Here is a 14,872-nt window from a genome sequence, read left to right on the forward strand (position 1 = left end):
TCAGGCGGCCGGCTGCCTTGTCTTGCGCAGATAGGGCAACACCCGCTCGAAGCTGCCAAAGCGTTTCTCGGCCTCCTCGTCGGAAACCGCCGCAGTGACGATGACGTCCTCCCCCTGCTTCCAGTCGGCCGGCGTGGCAACCTGATGCTTTGCAGTCAGCTGCAACGAATCGATGGACCGCAGAATTTCAAAGAAGTTTCGGCCTGTGGTCATCGGGTAGGTGAGCACGAGCTTGATTTTCTTGTCCGGTCCAATGACATAGACCGACCGGACGGTTTGATTGTCGGCAGGTGTGCGGCCCTCGGACGTATCACCCGCCTCAGCCGGCAGCATGTCGTAGAGTTTCGCGACCTTGAGGTCCTTGTCGCCGATCATCGGATAATCGACCGCATGCCCTGTTGCTGCCTTGATGTCGTCCTTCCACTTTTCATGGCTCTCGACCGGATCGACAGAGATGCCGATGATCTTGACATTGCGTTTCTCGAACTCCGGGGCGATGCCGGCCATCGCGCCCAGTTCCGTCGTGCAGACGGGCGTGAAGTCCTTCGGATGGGAGAACATGACTGCCCAGCTGTCTCCGATCCAGTCGTGAAAATTGATCGGGCCTGCCGTCGTCTCGGCGGTGAAATCAGGCGCGGTGTCGTTGATGCGCAGACTCATGGGGACATTCCTTTCGCTCTCGAGGAGACCGCAGGGTTCTATCACAGCACTTGGGCAAAACCACGAAAACGCATTCCTGCGAATCGGTATCTGGCAGGTTGTCATGCCTAGATTTCGGCCCTTCGGAACAACCGCATTTCAGCGGGGACTTTCGCCGGAACAGGACGCTTGGCGGAACAACCGCCGCTTCTCGCCCGCCGAGTGAGGCTTTACAGCAATACCCTGAAATGAAACAACAGTTCGGCGCTTGCGGTCGCAGGCGAGACCGTCCAGGCGTGAAGCCGGCCAGGATCCGGCGGAACGATCGGGTAGGTCGCTGGAGACACGTATCATCGGAGCATCAAGTCGTGACCAGCCGCACCGACGACCCGGCTCTGCCGTTTGATTTCTTCAACGAAATCGGGATCATCTCGCAGCTATCTTCCACGATGTTCAAGAAGTGTCTGCCGTCCGGGGTTCACGTGGCGCACTTCGCGATTCTCAACCACATGGTCCGGCTGGGAGACGGGCGAACGCCCCACCAACTGGCGGCGGCGCTTCAGGTTACCAAGGCGACGATGACCCATTCGCTCGGTGTCCTTTCCGCGCGCGGCTTCGTGCGGATTGTTCCCCATCCTACCGACGGGCGCTCGAAACGTGTTTACCTGACAGCCAACGGCCGGGCCTTTCGCGAAGAAGCGATCGCTGCCGTAGTCAATGTGTTTGCCCATATTCTGCACACCGAGGATCTGCGAACGATAGATACCGTCCTGCCGGGCCTTCGTTCCATCCGGAAACTGCTGGACGCGAATCGCGAGCTTGCTCAGGCTGCCGCATCCGACAGCGCCTGAAGCTCCTCATCGGCCGGGCGGGCGCCTTGAAGATAGAGCGCGCAGGTTGTCCGCAGCATCGAGGCGAAATTCGGTACCGTCCCGTTGATCTCGATCGCCTCGTCATAGAGTTTTGAAATGAACTTCGGCGTCGACAGATTCTGGGATGCCGCTATTTCGTCCAGAAGGTTCCAAAACGCGAGCTCAAGCTGGATACTGGTGCTGTGTCCTGCAATACGGATCGAGCGGTTGAGGATTCGGTAGCCTTCTGGATCCTGGGCGGCGAATACGTTGCACATGTGGACCTCCCGTCATTGGTGACTTTCATGCCGTACAGATCGGCTTGTCGCCTTTGCGCGCCAATTATTCCCGAGAGAGGAAGGTCAGACAACACAGATTTTCGAATAGGTGCGGTAGCCCTTTTTCGAAAAGTGGTAGCGGACTGCCACCCCCTCGGCACGGAGCGAGTGCAGGATATCATTAACTGGGTCACAGCGATCATGACGCAAGCGCGTCAGGGAGGGGCACTTGGCGAAAGCCATTCACTCGATGATACGCGTGCTGGACGAGGATCGGTCAGTAGCGTTCTACACGGAAGCCTTCGGCCTCGCCGTCGCGACGCGCTTCGATTTCGACAGTTTCACGCTTGTTTACCTGCGCAATCCGGAAAACGATTTCGAGATCGAATTGACGATTAATAAGGGGCGCGAGGAGCCCTATGATCTTGGCGACGGCTATGGCCACATCGCGTTTTGCGTGGACGATCTCGACACAGAGCATGCGCGGTTTCAGGCGGCCGGATTCGAGCCGCGGAAGATCGTCGAGTTCGAGCGCGACGGCGCGCTTCTCGCGCGCTTCTTCTTCGTCGCCGATCCCGACGGATACCAAATCGAGATGCTGCAACGGCACGGCCGCTATACCTGAACTTTAATTGCCCCGGCCGCGCTCACGCGCCGGGGTTTTTCGTAGGGAGGAAAATCGAGATGGTGACTGTCTATCAAAATTCGCCGGGCATTTCGCGCCGCGATCTTCTCAGGCGGGCTGGAGGCGCCGGCGCAGCGGCGATGCTTGTGGTGAGCGGCGGGGCGGTGCTGAGCGTCAACCAGGCCTGGGGTCTGGAAGTGACGGCACTCAAGCCGGAAACCATGGCGACGCTCATCCAGATGGCGCGCGATATCTATCCGCACGATCACGTGCCCGACAAATACTACGCCATCGCGATGAAGAGCTATGATGCAGAGATGGCAGCCAAGGAGACTAGCAAGAAGGACATGATCGAGGCCGCAATCGCCGATCTCGATGCCAGAGCCGGGGACGGCGGCTATCTGGGGCTAGGCTGGGAGGACGATCGCGTGGCCGTGCTGAAGCAGATCGAGAGCACGGATTTCTTCAAGATGGTGCGCGGCGGTCTCGTCACCGGCCTCTATAACCAGAAAGAGGTTTGGCCGCTGTTCGGTTACGAGGGCGAGTCTTACTCCGAGGGCGGATACATCGACCGCGGTTTTGATGACATCGAGTGGCTGTGAAGCCCCGGACACAAGGGATTTTGGGAGGATATCATGGCAGCCCCTTATGATTTAAGCGACGAGAATGTAGTCGTCATTATCGGTTCCGGCGCAGGAGGCGGCACACTCGGCAACGAATTGGCGCAAAAGGGCGTCGACGTCGTCATTCTCGAAGCCGGCAAGCGCATCGAGTATGACGAGTTCATCAACGACGAATGGGAGTCATTTGGCCAGCTCGCTTGGCTGGACAATCGCACGACGTCCGGCGATTGGCGCGTGTCACGGGACTTTCCCAATCTGCCGGCTTGGATCGTGAAGGCAGTTGGCGGCACCACGACCCACTGGGCCGGCGCATCGCTCCGGTTCCAAGAGCACGAATTCAAGGCATTAACGAATTACGGCTCGGTGGAAGGGGCCAATCTGCTCGACTGGCCGCTCACCCTCGCCGATCTCGAGCCTTATTACGCCAAGGCGGAAGACAAGTTGGGCGTGACCCGAACCAACGGCATCCCAGGACTGCCCGGAAGCAATAATTTCAAGGTATTCGAGGCCGGGGCCAAGGCGCTGGGTTACGAGAAGGTGCACACGGGCCGTATGGCGATCAACTCTGAATACCGAGACGACCGCGATGCCTGCCAGCAGACCGGTTTCTGCTTCCAAGGCTGCAAATGGGGCGCCAAATGGTCTACGCTTTACACAGAAATCCCGAAAGGCGAAGCGACCGGAAGGCTGGAGGTGCGGCCGGAATCACACGTGCTAAAGATCGAGCACGGTGACGACGGGAAAGTAACGGGCGTGGTCTACGCCGACACGCAGGGCAATCTGCAGACCCAGAAGGCGCGCGTCGTCTGCGTTGCCGGCAACTCGATCGAGAGTCCGCGATTGCTGCTCAACTCGGCGTCGAACATGTTCCCCGACGGTTTGGCGAATTCTTCGGGTCAGGTCGGCAAGAACTACATGCGTCACACCACCGGGTCGGTCTATGCCGTGTTCGACAAGCCCGTGAATTTCTATCGCGGCACGACCATGGCCGGAATCATCCAGGACGAGGCAGGGCATGATCCGTCGCGCGGCTTCGTCGGCGGGTATGAACTGGAAACGCTGGCGCTCGGCCTTCCCTTCATGGCTGCGTTCCTGGATCCCGGGGGATGGGGCCGCGGGTTTACCACGGCGCTCGATGCCTATGACCGAATGGCCGGCATGTGGATCGTCGGCGAAGACATGCCGCAGGAAAAGAACCGGATCAGCCTCCATGGCGAGTTGAAAGACCAATACGGCATGCCCATCCCGGATGTCTATTTCGACGACCACCCCAATGATATCGCCATGCGCAATCATGCCTACAGGCAAGGCATGGCAATCTACGACGCTGTCGGCGCTACGCGGACGTTCCCGACGCCGCCTTATCCATCCACGCACAATCTTGGCACCAATCGGATGAGCGAAAAAGCGTCAGACGGCGTCGTGAACATGTGGGGTCAGAGCCACGACATCGACAACCTGTTCGTGTCAGACGGCAGCCAGTTCACCACCGGCGCCGCGGAAAATCCGACACTGACGATCGTCACGCTGGCGATCCGGCAGGCCGATTATCTCGCCGAGCAGCTTTCCCAAGGCAATCTGTAGAGCCGGCTGGGTTCTGTAACCCCAAAGGCGCGCTCCGGCGCGCTTTGTTCTTGCGCTCCACACCCCCATCGCAAAGCCTCTGCCCGACCTGCCATTTTTTAGTCCGCGGAGAGGAAAGTCGTGAAGATTACCGGACGCTGCCACTGCGAAAAGATTACCTATGAAGCGGATGTGGATCCGACCCTGGTCGGTATCTGTCATTGCACGGACTGCCAGAAACTGAGCGGATCGCCCTATCGGGTGACCGCGCCCACGAAGGCTTCGAACGTGCGCATTCTCAGCGGGGAACCCACGATCTATGTGAAGACCGCCCAAAGCGGCCGCGAGCGCCTGCAGGCATTTTGCGGCCGATGCGGTTCACAGCTCTACACGACGGGAGTCGGCGAAGCGGCGAAAATCGTCGGACTGCGCTGGGGGAGCATCGACCAGCGCGCGGAGCTGACCCCCAAACGGCAGGTCTGGCGCCGATCCGCGGCACCGTGGTGCCAGGACCTGAGCGCAGTGCCTGTACGGGACGACGACTGATCTTCAGGCCGCCTTGGCGCGGATCTGGTAATCCTTGATCTCATCGAACGTCATGCCCGGCGCGCGGTCGGCCTCGTAATTCAAAGAGAAGGCGTTTTCAGCGAGGAACACCGGGTCGCCGTCGAGGTCGCGAGCAATGGCCTGGCGGTGCTTCTGCATGAACGCCTCGAGCTGACCCCGCTCCTCGTGCGAAATCCAGCGGCATACGTTGAAGCGCGCGGCCTCGAAGTCGACGGGCAGACCGTATTCCTGCTTCAGGCGCTCCTTCAGAACGTCGAGCTGCAATGCGCCGACGACGCCGACGATTGCCGGCGATCCGTCTTCCGGAATGAACAGCTGGACAACGCCTTCCTCGGCCATCTGCTGCAGCGCTTCCCTCAGCTTCTTGGCCTTCATCGCATCGCCAAGACGAACGCGCCGGAGGATCTCCGGCGCGAAATTCGGCACCCCGCGAAACAGCAGGTCCTCGCCCTCCGTGAGCGTGTCGCCGATGCGCAGCGTCCCGTGGTTGGGAATACCGACCACGTCGCCGGCAACCGCGTTGTCGGCCAGCTGCCGCTGGTGCGCAAAGAAGAATTGCGGCGCCGAAAGGGTCATCGACTTTCCGGTGCGCACAAGCTTGGCCTTCATGCCGCGGTTGAGGCTGCCGGAACAGACACGGACAAAGGCGATGCGGTCGCGGTGATTGGGATCCATGTTGGCCTGGATCTTGAAGACGAAGGCCGTCAGCGCGGGTTCCGTCGCCTCGATCAGGCGCTTGTCGGATTCCTGCGCGCGCGGGCTCGGGGCAAAGTCGCCGAGCGCCTCGATCAGGTCGCGCACGCCGTAATTCTTCAGCGCCGACCCGAAATAGACCGGAGTCAGATGGCCTTCCAGAAACGCCTGACGGTCGAACGGCCGGCACGCCTCCTGGGCGAGCGTGGCTTCCTCGATGAAGGTCTCGCGCTCGTTCTCCGGCAGCAGGCCCGAGACGCCATCGGATTCCGGTCCGTTCACCGGAACCGGATCGATCTGCGAATCCTCGCGGCGAACCGTACCGGCGGCCATGTTCCATGTCCCGGCGAAGGTCTTGGCGCGTCCGATCGGCCAGGTGACCGGCGCGGTGTCGAGCGCCAGCTTCTGTTCGATCTCGTCGAGAATCTCGAACGGGTCGCGGCTCTCCCGGTCCATCTTGTTGACGAAGGTGACGATCGGAATGTCGCGCAGGCGGCAGACTTCGAACAGCTTGAGTGTGCGCGGCTCGATGCCCTTGGCGGCGTCGATCACCATGACGGCGGCGTCGACCGCCGTCAGCGTGCGGTAGGTGTCGTCGGAGAAATCCTCGTGGCCGGGCGTATCGAGCAGATTGAAGACGTTGCCGCCGTACTCGAAGGTCATCACCGAGGTGACGACGGAGATGCCGCGCTCGCGCTCGATCTTCATCCAGTCGGAGCGCGACTGGACGCGGTTGCGCTTGGCCTTGACCTCGCCGGCAAGCTGGATCGCGCCGCCGAACAGCAACAGTTTCTCGGTCAGCGTCGTCTTGCCCGCGTCCGGGTGTGAGATGATCGCAAATGTTCGGCGGCGCGCGACGTCGCCGGCTAACTGAGAGGCCATGAAGTGGGTTCCTGCGGAAGCGTTTGCGCCCGTATCTAGTCGGTGCGGACGGTTTTCGCAATTGACGTCCGGCGGATCGCCATTGCAAATGCGCTCCATGTCGCGTCTGTCCATTACACTCGTCCGCCTGCCCCATGGCAGCGGTATCGAACCGCCCGCCTACGCGTCTGAAGAAGCCGCGGGCATGGATTTGCGCGCCGCCGTGCCGGAAGACGCGCCGCTGGTGCTGGCACCCGGTGAGAGGACGCTGGCGCCGACCGGCTTCATCTTTGAAATTCCGTCCGGCTTCGAGGGTCAGGTCCGGCCGCGTTCCGGGCTCGCCTTCAAGCACGGCGTCACCTGCCTGAACACCCCGGGCACGATCGACGCGGACTATCGCGGCGAGGTTCAGGTGCTGCTGATCAATCACGGCGACGCGCCGTTCGAGATCACGCGCGGCATGCGGATCGCGCAGATGGTGATCGCGCCAGTGACGCAAATGGCCGTGCGGGAGGGCGATCTCGCATCCGAAACCACGCGCGGCAGCGGCGGTTTCGGGTCGACGGGAACGCACTGACCATGACGACCGCCGGGTTTCTCACCTATGCACTGGCACTCGCCGTGGCGGCGGCGATCCCCGGTCCCGGCGTGATCGCACTGGTGGCGCGGGCGCTGGGTTCCGGCTTCCGGCCGACGTTCCCGATGCTGCTTGGACTCGCGCTCGGCGACGTGATCTACCTCACCGCCGCGGTCCTCGGGCTTGCCTATATCGCCTCGGCCTTCGGAATGGTGTTCGTCGCGATAAAATATCTCGGCGCCGCCTATCTCGTCTGGCTGGCCGTGTCCTTCTGGCGGACAGGCGTCACGGCGGAAACGGTCGGTGCGCGGAAGGCCACGGGAGGTCTGGCGAGCTTCTCGGCCGGACTTCTGGTCACCCTCAGCAACCCGAAGACCATGGTTTTCTATCTTGCCTTGCTGCCAACACTGCTCGACCTGTCTGCGGTCACGGTTGGCGACATGGCTCTTCTCGTCGCACTGACATTCCTCGTGCTGCTTGCCGTTCTCGCCCCTTATGTCGCGATGGCGGGACGGGCGCGCCGGCTGCTGCAATCGCCCCGATCGCTTCGCGCGCTGAACAGGTTCGCGGCCACCTGCCTCGCCGGCGCGGCCGCTGTGATCGTGGCCCGCAGCGGCTGAGACGTAGTCGTATATCCCGCCCGTAAGCTCCTCATTGTTTGCCCTGCCCTTAAGCAGCCTCCGCTGCGCGTCGTTGCTGGCAGGGGCCCGAACCCCCGCTGGCGGGCCGAGTCGTCTGTCCCATCCTTAAGCTCCTGCCCCTTTTCTTTCGTAAGCGGCAAGCCGCTATCCGGTCCTCGCTGGCGGCCCGTTATCTGTCCCGCCCTTAAGCGTCGCTCCGCTTGCTGGCGGGGCCCTTGGGGCGTGCCTCTCCGTTGCCACGCCCTGTCTCCAGTCTGGCCATTGATACTTTCCTGCTGGCCATGACTCGCTGTCCCGGATCGGCTTCGCCAACCGGGGCGTCATGGCGGGATGGGAAGCGGGCGGTCGTCGTCACGCTTCTATGAATATGTTTGGTGCGATCGGATCGACCGCCCGCCGGCTGCTCACCCGCCTCCCGGCCACGGCTCGCGGTCCCGTGGGACCGGCCGAAAAGCTGAAGGCTAGGGCCCGGCCGTAAGCTCTTGCCAGGCGTGAACCGCACGCCCCAGCCGGCACCGCATCCCTCCGCCTGGCCATCCGGTCCATGAACCCGGCTTCCCGTGGAGGAACGTGCCACAAGTATGCGCCAAGCACGGAAGATGTTGATGGAAACCGGGCGGAAAAAATAAAATATCGAGACGGGACAACAGGTTAGAGAAAACCGGACAAAAACCTTATCAACGTGCCGCCGGACGGGAGATCGGATTTACGGCTTACCCGCTCTCCGGCCCTTCGGGCCTCCTCTCCCCCATATTGATGGGGGCGAGGAAAGACGAGAGATGGGCGCCGGCAAATGCGATCAGGCCGCGGCCGCCAGCCTTTCGCCGGCCATGCGGTAGGAGATCGCCTCGGCGATATGGATGCGGCCGGTCCGGTCCGCGCCGTCGAGATCGGCGAGCGTGCGGGCAACCTTCATGATTCGGTGATAGCCGCGCGCGGAAAACTTCATCGAATCGGCGGCGTCGCCCAGCAATTGCAGTCCGCCTGCATCGACATCGGCGATCTCCTCGATCAGGGCGGTCGGACAATGGGCGTTGGTGGTGACGCCGGGGACGCCGAGGGCGGCATAGCGGTCCGTCTGCCTCTTGCGGGCGGCGGCGACGCGGACGGCGACGCTCTCGCTCGATTCGCCGGGGCGCGAGCGGATGAGTTCCGACGGCATCACGGCGGGCACCTCGACGCGCAGATCGATCCGGTCCATCAGCGGGCCGGAAATGCGGGCCTGATAATCCGCCTGGCAGCGCGGCCCGCGGGCGCAAGTGTGGCCCGGCTCACCCGCCATGCCGCACCGGCACGGGTTCATCGCCGCGACAAGCTGGATGCGCGCCGGATAGGAAACGCGGTGGTTGGCCCGCGCGATGACGCATTCGCCTGTCTCGATCGGCTGGCGCAAGGAATCCAGCACTTGCGGCGTGAACTCGGGAAATTCGTCGAGAAACAGAACCCCGTTATGGGCGAGCGAAACCTCGCCCGGGCGGGCGCGGAACCCGCCGCCGACCATCGCCGCCATGGAGGCCGAATGGTGCGGCGCGCGAAACGGCCTGCGGTCGGACAGCTTTCCGCCCGCCAGTTCCCCGGCGATCGAGGCGACCATCGAGACGTCGAGCAGTTCGGCAGGCGACAGCGGCGGCAGGATCGAGGGCAGGCGCTGCGCCAGCATCGACTTGCCGGAGCCGGGCGGGCCGACCATCAGCAGATTGTGCCCACCGGCGGCGGCGACTTCCAGCGCGCGCTTGGCCGTCTCCTGGCCCTTGATGTCGGCGAGGTCGGGCAGCTTCGACGTCAATTCGCGGCGCACCGGCTGCGGGCGCGACAGCACCTGCGTCCCGCGGAAATGGTTGGCGAGCGAGATCAGGCTGGCGGGCGCGATGATGTCGACGTCCTCGCCCGCCCAGGCGGCTTCCGAACCGCATTCCTTCGGACAGATCAGGCCCTTTCCGGCGGCATTCGCCGCGATGGCTGCGGGCAATACGCCGGCGACCGGTGCGATGGTGCCGTCGAGCGAGAGTTCGCCGAGCACGACGTAGCCGGTTAGGGCGTCCGCCGGGACCGCGCCGAGCGCCGCCATCAGACCGAGCGCGATGGGGAGGTCGAAGTGGGAACCTTCCTTCGGCAGGTCGGCGGGCGCGAGATTGACGGTGACCTTCTTCGGCGGCATCGACAGGCCCGAGGCGTGCAGCGCCGACTGGACCCGCTCGCGGCTCTCGGCGACCGCCTTGTCGGGGAGCCCGACGATATGCATGTTGACCTTGCCCGGCGCGACCATGACCTGGACGTCGACCGGCACGGCCTCGATGCCCTGAAACGAAACCGTCGAAATCCGCGACACCATGAGCGAAGTCCCCGCTGACCGGCGGCGACAACCTGAGCGTTAGCCCGCCCGCCGGTTTCGCGTATTAAGACTCACACAGCGGAACATTGCAAGAACATTATCGCGAGCTGTGGATGGTATGTGGAGGCTTACCGCTTCCCTTCCACCGCATCCCAGAACAGCGCGGCGATGTCGGCGCCGCCGAATTTCTTCACCTCGCGAAGGCCGGTCGGCGAGGTGACGTTGATCTCGGTCATGTAGTCCCCGATGACGTCGATGCCGACGAGGATGAATCCGCGCTCGCGCAGAGACGGGCCGATCCGCTCGCAGATCTCCCGTTCGCGCTTCGTCAGTTCGGTCTTCACCGCCTTGCCGCCGACATGCATGTTGGAGCGGGTGTCGCTCTCGTCGGGGACGCGGTTGATCGCGCCGACCGCCTCGCCTTCGATCAGGATGATGCGCTTGTCGCCGGCGCGCACGTCGGAGAGATAGCGCTGCACGATCAGCGGCTCGCGGGTCATCTGCTCGAACATTTCGAGCAGGGAGGTCAGGTTGCGGTCGCCGTCGCGCAGGTGGAAGACGCCCGCGCCGCCATTGCCGTAGATCGGCTTGACGATGATGTCGCCAAATTCCTTCCGGAAATGGCGAATCTCGGCGATATCCTTGGTGATCATCGTCTCCGGCATCAGGTCGGCGAATTCGGTGACGAAGATCTTCTCCGGCGAATTGCGCACCCAGGCGGGATCGTTGACGACCAGCGTCTGCGGGTGAATGCGATCGAGGATATGGGTCGTCGTGATGTAGTTCATGTCGAAGGGCGGGTCCTGCCGCAGCAAGACGACATCCATCTCCGACAGATCGGTGCGCACCGCCTCACCGAGCGTGTAGTGATCGCCCTTGACGTCGCGGACCTGCATCGGCTCGACGCGGGCAGTCACCAGACCGTCGCGCTGGGTCAGCCGGTCGGGCGTGTAGTGGAACAGCTCGTGGCCGCGCGCTTGCGCCTCCAGGCACATGGCGAAGGTCGAATCGCCGGCAATCTGCACGGTTGAGATGTGGTCCATCTGGACGGCGACCTTGAGCGGCATGAACGTATTCCCGTTGGCTGGCGTGCGATAAGTGGCTGGTTCGGGGCGGAAAATCAATCAGGGGTGGATTGCCGGCACATGGACCGGCCAGCGCCGCGGCAGGATCGCCACCATGTCGAAGCGCAGCGACAGGCGGGCGTGATCCGGCTGGCGGCCGTGCCAGATGTCGGCGGCGGCCTCGATGCGGCGAAGCGCGGTCGGCGTGATCGCATCCATTGCCTCGATCAGCGTGCGCCGGGCCTTGACCTCGACGATGGCGACGAGATCGCCGCGCCGCGCGATCAGGTCGATCTCGCCGGCGGGCGTGCGGAACCGCGTCGCGATAATGCGAAAGCCCTTCAGGCGGAGCGCCCAGGCGGCAAGCGCCTCGCTGCGGTGGCCGAGCGCGTAAGCCGCGCGGCGCTTCCTGTCCGGCTTACGATCCATCGCCGTCCTTCAGTTCCAGAAGGCGGCGGTAGAGCTCGTTCTTCGGCAGACCGGTGGTCTCGGCGGCTTCGCGGGCGGCCTTCGACACCGGCATGGTCTCCAGCAGATCGGCGAGCAGGTTATCGAGCTTCTCCGGCGTCCATTCGGTCTCGCCGGAAGGCGCGGGCGCGACCAGGATGACGATCTCGCCCTTCACCGGGCCGGCCGCGAACTCGGCGCCGATGTCCTTCACAGCTCCCGTCCGGACGGTCTCGAAACGCTTGGTCAATTCGCGGGCGACGGTGACCGGGCGCTCCCCGCCCATCGTTTCGGCGATGGCGGCAAGGGTCGGGTTCAGCCGGACGGGCGCCTCGAAGAGGATAAGTGTGGAGGGAAGGCTTGCGAGTTCCGAAAGACGGGCGCGGCGCGCGGCGTCCTTCGCCGGCAAAAAGCCGATGAAGCGAAAATCATCGGAGGGCATTCCCGAGGCAGCCAGCGCGGCGAGAGGGGCGGATGCGCCCGGCAGCGGGATCACGCGATGGCCCGCCTCGCGCGCGGCCGTCACAAGGCGGAAGCCCGGATCGGATACGAGCGGCGTTCCGGCGTCCGACGCCAGCGCCACGGATTTTCCGGCGGCGAGCGCCTCCAGCAGACGCGCGCCGGCGACGTCGGCATTGTGCTCGTGATAGGCGACGGGCCTGCGGCGGATGTCGTAGCGCTCGAGCAGGCGGCGGGTGATGCGCGTGTCCTCGCAGGCCAGGATGTCGGCGGCGGCGAGGGTTTCGAGCGCGCGGATAGTGATGTCGCCGAGATTGCCGATCGGCGTAGCGACCACATACAGCGCCGGTTCGAGCGGCGGCGCGGTCAGCAGGTGACCGCCGACGAGGAAGGTCCGCTCGCCGCTCATGCCGCAAGCTCGGCGATCAGGGCGTTGAGGACCAGACGGCCGGACAGGGTCGCGCGGATGCGGCTGTTGGCGACCGGCTCGAGCAGCCCCTGTTCCTGAAGTTGGGCTATGCGGGAGGTATCGAGGGCGCGGCCGGTAAGCATTTCATGACGGGCCAGATCGACGCCCTCGACAAGCCGGAGACCCATCAGCAGCAACTCGTCTCCCTGCGCTCCGGCGCCGAGGGCCTCCTCCTCGACCACGCCGTGGCCGTGTTCGATGACCCGGGCCGCCCAGCTTTCCGGATGGCGTTCGGTTATGGTGACGCGCTTGCCGCCGTCGCCGACGAAGCGGCCATGGGCGCCCGGACCGATGCCGGCGTAATCGCCATAGCGCCAGTAGGTGAGGTTGTGGCGGGACTCGGAGCCGGGCACCGCGTGGTTGGAGACCTCGTAGGCCGGAAGCCCGATTTCGGCCGTCACCGCGTCGGTGAGTTCGAACAGGTCGGCGGCGCGGTCGGGGTCCGGCACCTCGAACTTGCCGGCGTCGTAAAGCGCCTTGAACGGCGTGCCGTCCTCGATGGTGAGCTGGTAGAGCGACATATGGTCGGCGGCATGTCGCGCAGCCTGACGCAACTCGGCTTCCCATTGCTCCGGCGTCTGGCCGGGGCGGGCGTAGATCAGGTCGAAGGACAGGCGCGGGAAGGTCTCGCGGGCAAGCGCGATGGCTTTCAGCGCTTCATCGGTGTCGTGCAGCCGCCCCAACCATTTCAGATCGGCGTCGTTGAGCGCCTGCACGCCGAGCGACAGGCGGTTGACGCCGGCGGCGCGGTATCCCCGGAATCGGCCGGCGTCAACCGAGGACGGATTGGCTTCCATGGTAATCTCGATACCATCAGGCAGGCCCCACAACCGGTCGACGGCCTCCAGCAGCGCCCCGACGGTCCCGGCTTGCATCAGCGAGGGCGTGCCGCCGCCGATGAAGACGCTGGTCACCTCGCGCGGACCGGTCCAGCCGCGCATCGTCTCCATCTCGCGCAGGAATGCCTCGACGAAACGGGACTGGTCGACCGGACGATGACGGACATGGGAGTTGAAGTCGCAGTAGGGGCACTTCGCCGCGCAGAACGGCCAGTGGATGTAAATGCCGAAACCCGGCGAGCCGTCGTCGCCGTTGAGCGGGCGCGGCGGGGCGCTGTCAATCGACGCCAAGGCACTCATGGGCAAATCTCTTGAAGGCGCGGGCGCGGTGCGACAGCGCCTCGGCGTCCCCGGGCTTCCACCCGTGTTTCTCCTCCGCCGTCATCTCGCCGAAGGTGATGTCGTAACCGTCGGGCCTGAAAACCGGGTCGTAGCCGAAGCCGAGCTTTCCGCGCGGGGGCCAGACCAATGTGCCTGCAACTTCGCCCCGAAAGAATTCGACGTGCTCGTCGGGCCATGCCATGCACAGAACCGAAACGAAACGCGCGCCGCGCTGTTCCGGCGTCGCGGCGCCCTTCCCGGCAAGCTTTTCCTCGACATTGCGCATCGCCATGGCGAAGTCCCGGCTGCCATCGGGCAGTTCCGCCCAGTCGGCGGTGTGCACACCCGGCGCGCCATCGAGCGCGTCGACGCAGATGCCGCTGTCGTCGGAGAGGGCAGGGAGACCGGTCGCCCGCGCCGCGGCGAGCGCCTTTGTCCTGGCATTTTCCTCGAAGGTCGTTCCCTCTTCCGCCGGCTCGGCAAGACCGAGTTCACCGGCCGATGTCACCTCGAAGCCGAACGGCCCGATGAGGTCGCGAATCTCGCGCAGTTTGCTGCCATTGTGGGTGGCGAGAACAAGCTTGCCCGGTTGAAGTTTGCGAATCATTCGAGGTCCCACAGTTTCGGTTCGGCGATCTCCAGGCTGTTGCCCGCCGGATCGCGGAAATAGATCGACCGGGCGCCGTTCGGCCAGCGGAAGTCGGCCTCTATGCCCACCCCCTCTTCCTCCAGATGCTGCCGCCAGGGCTCCATCTTGTCGGACTCAACCCGGAAACATGCATGGCCCGCCCCGCGCATTCCGTGCGCCGGGACCGGCAGGGCCGGATTGGATGGCGGGCGAACCGTCTCCGATGCGATGAACAGCAGCAAAATCCCGTCACCGCACCGGAAGAAAACGTGCCGCCCCTCCACCCGGACGATTTTCTCGAGTCCCAGCGTTCCGCCGTAGAAGCGTTCGGCGCTGTCGAGATCGCGCACATAGAGCGCGGTCTCCAGGATGCCGTCCGGGACAAGGGCCATCCG

General features: G+C 64.1%; 17 protein-coding genes. 7 read left to right on the forward strand and 10 right to left on the reverse strand.

Translation table 11 applies throughout. The annotated features are described in order from the left end of the window. Positions 1-660, reverse strand: a complete 660-nt coding sequence (locus LC298_RS03535) for a peroxiredoxin (RefSeq protein WP_131564620.1) — start codon at positions 658-660, stop codon at positions 1-3. Positions 661-1,007: 347 nt separating this feature from the next. On the opposite strand from LC298_RS03535, the gene LC298_RS03540 reads away from it, so the two are divergent. After that, entirely contained in the window at positions 1,008-1,490 is a 483-nt protein-coding gene (locus LC298_RS03540) for a MarR family winged helix-turn-helix transcriptional regulator (protein ID WP_223385520.1), read from the forward strand. On the opposite strand, the gene LC298_RS03545 is transcribed toward LC298_RS03540, so the two are convergent. Continuing rightward, positions 1,463-1,768: a ribbon-helix-helix domain-containing protein gene (locus LC298_RS03545; protein WP_131564616.1), complete on the reverse strand. Its 306-nt coding sequence runs from the start codon at positions 1,766-1,768 to the stop codon at positions 1,463-1,465. The genes LC298_RS03540 and LC298_RS03545 overlap by 28 nt on opposite strands. Before the next feature lie 229 nt (positions 1,769-1,997). Between LC298_RS03545 and LC298_RS03550 the strand changes: the two genes are divergently transcribed. From LC298_RS03550 to LC298_RS03565, 4 genes are all read left to right on the forward strand, one after another. After that, positions 1,998-2,393, forward strand: a complete 396-nt coding sequence (locus LC298_RS03550; protein WP_131564614.1) for a VOC family protein — start codon at positions 1,998-2,000, stop codon at positions 2,391-2,393. Positions 2,394-2,452: 59 nt separating this feature from the next. Further along, entirely contained in the window at positions 2,453-2,995 is a 543-nt protein-coding gene (locus LC298_RS03555; RefSeq protein ID WP_131564612.1) for a twin-arginine translocation signal domain-containing protein, read from the forward strand. A gap of 33 nt (positions 2,996-3,028) precedes the next feature. Beyond that, positions 3,029-4,600, forward strand: coding sequence for a GMC family oxidoreductase (locus LC298_RS03560; protein WP_131564610.1), 1,572 nt, complete (start codon positions 3,029-3,031; stop codon positions 4,598-4,600). Positions 4,601-4,720: 120 nt separating this feature from the next. Further along, the gene (locus tag LC298_RS03565; protein ID WP_131564608.1) at positions 4,721-5,125 is read left to right on the forward strand and encodes a GFA family protein; all 405 of its coding nucleotides are present in this window, start codon (positions 4,721-4,723) and stop codon (positions 5,123-5,125) included. Positions 5,126-5,128: 3 nt separating this feature from the next. On the opposite strand, the gene LC298_RS03570 is transcribed toward LC298_RS03565, so the two are convergent. Further along, positions 5,129-6,721, reverse strand: coding sequence for a peptide chain release factor 3 (locus tag LC298_RS03570; protein ID WP_131564606.1), 1,593 nt, complete (start codon positions 6,719-6,721; stop codon positions 5,129-5,131). 97 nt (positions 6,722-6,818) lie between these two features. On the opposite strand from LC298_RS03570, the gene dut reads away from it, so the two are divergent. Then, positions 6,819-7,277, forward strand: a complete 459-nt coding sequence (dut, locus tag LC298_RS03575; RefSeq protein WP_428977520.1) for a dUTP diphosphatase — start codon at positions 6,819-6,821, stop codon at positions 7,275-7,277. A 2-nt stretch (positions 7,278-7,279) separates the two neighbouring features. Beyond that, positions 7,280-7,897 (forward strand): LysE family translocator, encoded by a 618-nt coding sequence (locus LC298_RS03580; protein ID WP_131564604.1) that lies wholly within the window; start codon positions 7,280-7,282, stop codon positions 7,895-7,897. An 820-nt stretch (positions 7,898-8,717) separates the two neighbouring features. Here the strand turns inward: LC298_RS03580 and LC298_RS03585 are convergent. The 7 genes from LC298_RS03585 to LC298_RS03615 all read right to left on the reverse strand — a co-directional run bounded on the left by LC298_RS03585 (position 8,718) and on the right by LC298_RS03615 (position 14,869). Next, the gene (locus LC298_RS03585; protein WP_131564602.1) at positions 8,718-10,250 is read right to left on the reverse strand and encodes a YifB family Mg chelatase-like AAA ATPase; all 1,533 of its coding nucleotides are present in this window, start codon (positions 10,248-10,250) and stop codon (positions 8,718-8,720) included. Positions 10,251-10,378: 128 nt separating this feature from the next. Continuing rightward, complete coding sequence (gene gshB / locus LC298_RS03590; RefSeq protein WP_131564599.1) at positions 10,379-11,317, reverse strand: glutathione synthase; 939 nt, start codon at positions 11,315-11,317, stop codon at positions 10,379-10,381. A 57-nt stretch (positions 11,318-11,374) separates the two neighbouring features. After that, complete coding sequence (locus tag LC298_RS03595; protein WP_131564597.1) at positions 11,375-11,743, reverse strand: YraN family protein; 369 nt, start codon at positions 11,741-11,743, stop codon at positions 11,375-11,377. Beyond that, a complete protein-coding gene (rsmI, locus tag LC298_RS03600) occupies positions 11,733-12,629 on the reverse strand; it encodes a 16S rRNA (cytidine(1402)-2'-O)-methyltransferase (protein WP_131564595.1) in 897 nt (298 codons plus the stop codon). The genes LC298_RS03595 and rsmI overlap by 11 nt, the downstream gene beginning before the upstream one ends. Beyond that, positions 12,626-13,828: a radical SAM family heme chaperone HemW gene (hemW, locus tag LC298_RS03605; protein ID WP_131564593.1), complete on the reverse strand. Its 1,203-nt coding sequence runs from the start codon at positions 13,826-13,828 to the stop codon at positions 12,626-12,628. The genes rsmI and hemW overlap by 4 nt, the downstream gene beginning before the upstream one ends. Beyond that, on the reverse strand, positions 13,806-14,456 hold the full coding sequence (locus LC298_RS03610) for a non-canonical purine NTP pyrophosphatase (protein WP_263289011.1): 651 nt from the start codon (positions 14,454-14,456) through the stop codon (positions 13,806-13,808). The genes hemW and LC298_RS03610 overlap by 23 nt, the downstream gene beginning before the upstream one ends. Further along, complete coding sequence (locus LC298_RS03615) at positions 14,453-14,869, reverse strand: VOC family protein (RefSeq protein WP_131564591.1); 417 nt, start codon at positions 14,867-14,869, stop codon at positions 14,453-14,455. Before LC298_RS03615 ends, LC298_RS03610 begins: the two co-directional genes overlap by 4 nt. Positions 14,870-14,872 lie beyond the last annotated feature (3 nt).

Source organism: Oricola cellulosilytica, from assembly GCF_019966575.1.
Taxonomy (GTDB): domain Bacteria; phylum Pseudomonadota; class Alphaproteobacteria; order Rhizobiales; family Rhizobiaceae; genus Oricola; species Oricola cellulosilytica.

What these genes read in the sequence shown, in the direction of transcription:
- LC298_RS03570 (WP_131564606.1), bottom strand. Translation starts at nt 6,721, where the DNA reads ATGGCCTCTCAGTTAGCCGGCGACGTCGCGCGCCGCCGAACATTTGCG.
- LC298_RS03610 (WP_263289011.1), bottom strand. Translation starts at nt 14,456, where the DNA reads ATGATTCGCAAACTTCAACCGGGCAAGCTTGTTCTCGCCACCCACAAT.
- LC298_RS03615 (WP_131564591.1), bottom strand. Translation starts at nt 14,869, where the DNA reads ATGGCCCTTGTCCCGGACGGCATCCTGGAGACCGCGCTCTATGTGCGC.
- gshB (WP_131564599.1), bottom strand. Translation starts at nt 11,317, where the DNA reads ATGCCGCTCAAGGTCGCCGTCCAGATGGACCACATCTCAACCGTGCAG.
- LC298_RS03535 (WP_131564620.1), bottom strand. Translation starts at nt 660, where the DNA reads ATGAGTCTGCGCATCAACGACACCGCGCCTGATTTCACCGCCGAGACG.
- dut (WP_428977520.1), top strand. Translation starts at nt 6,819, where the DNA reads ATGTCGCGTCTGTCCATTACACTCGTCCGCCTGCCCCATGGCAGCGGT.
- LC298_RS03585 (WP_131564602.1), bottom strand. Translation starts at nt 10,250, where the DNA reads ATGGTGTCGCGGATTTCGACGGTTTCGTTTCAGGGCATCGAGGCCGTG.
- hemW (WP_131564593.1), bottom strand. Translation starts at nt 13,828, where the DNA reads ATGAGTGCCTTGGCGTCGATTGACAGCGCCCCGCCGCGCCCGCTCAAC.
- LC298_RS03555 (WP_131564612.1), top strand. Translation starts at nt 2,453, where the DNA reads ATGGTGACTGTCTATCAAAATTCGCCGGGCATTTCGCGCCGCGATCTT.
- LC298_RS03560 (WP_131564610.1), top strand. Translation starts at nt 3,029, where the DNA reads ATGGCAGCCCCTTATGATTTAAGCGACGAGAATGTAGTCGTCATTATC.
- LC298_RS03545 (WP_131564616.1), bottom strand. Translation starts at nt 1,768, where the DNA reads ATGTGCAACGTATTCGCCGCCCAGGATCCAGAAGGCTACCGAATCCTC.
- rsmI (WP_131564595.1), bottom strand. Translation starts at nt 12,629, where the DNA reads ATGAGCGGCGAGCGGACCTTCCTCGTCGGCGGTCACCTGCTGACCGCG.
- LC298_RS03580 (WP_131564604.1), top strand. Translation starts at nt 7,280, where the DNA reads ATGACGACCGCCGGGTTTCTCACCTATGCACTGGCACTCGCCGTGGCG.
- LC298_RS03595 (WP_131564597.1), bottom strand. Translation starts at nt 11,743, where the DNA reads ATGGATCGTAAGCCGGACAGGAAGCGCCGCGCGGCTTACGCGCTCGGC.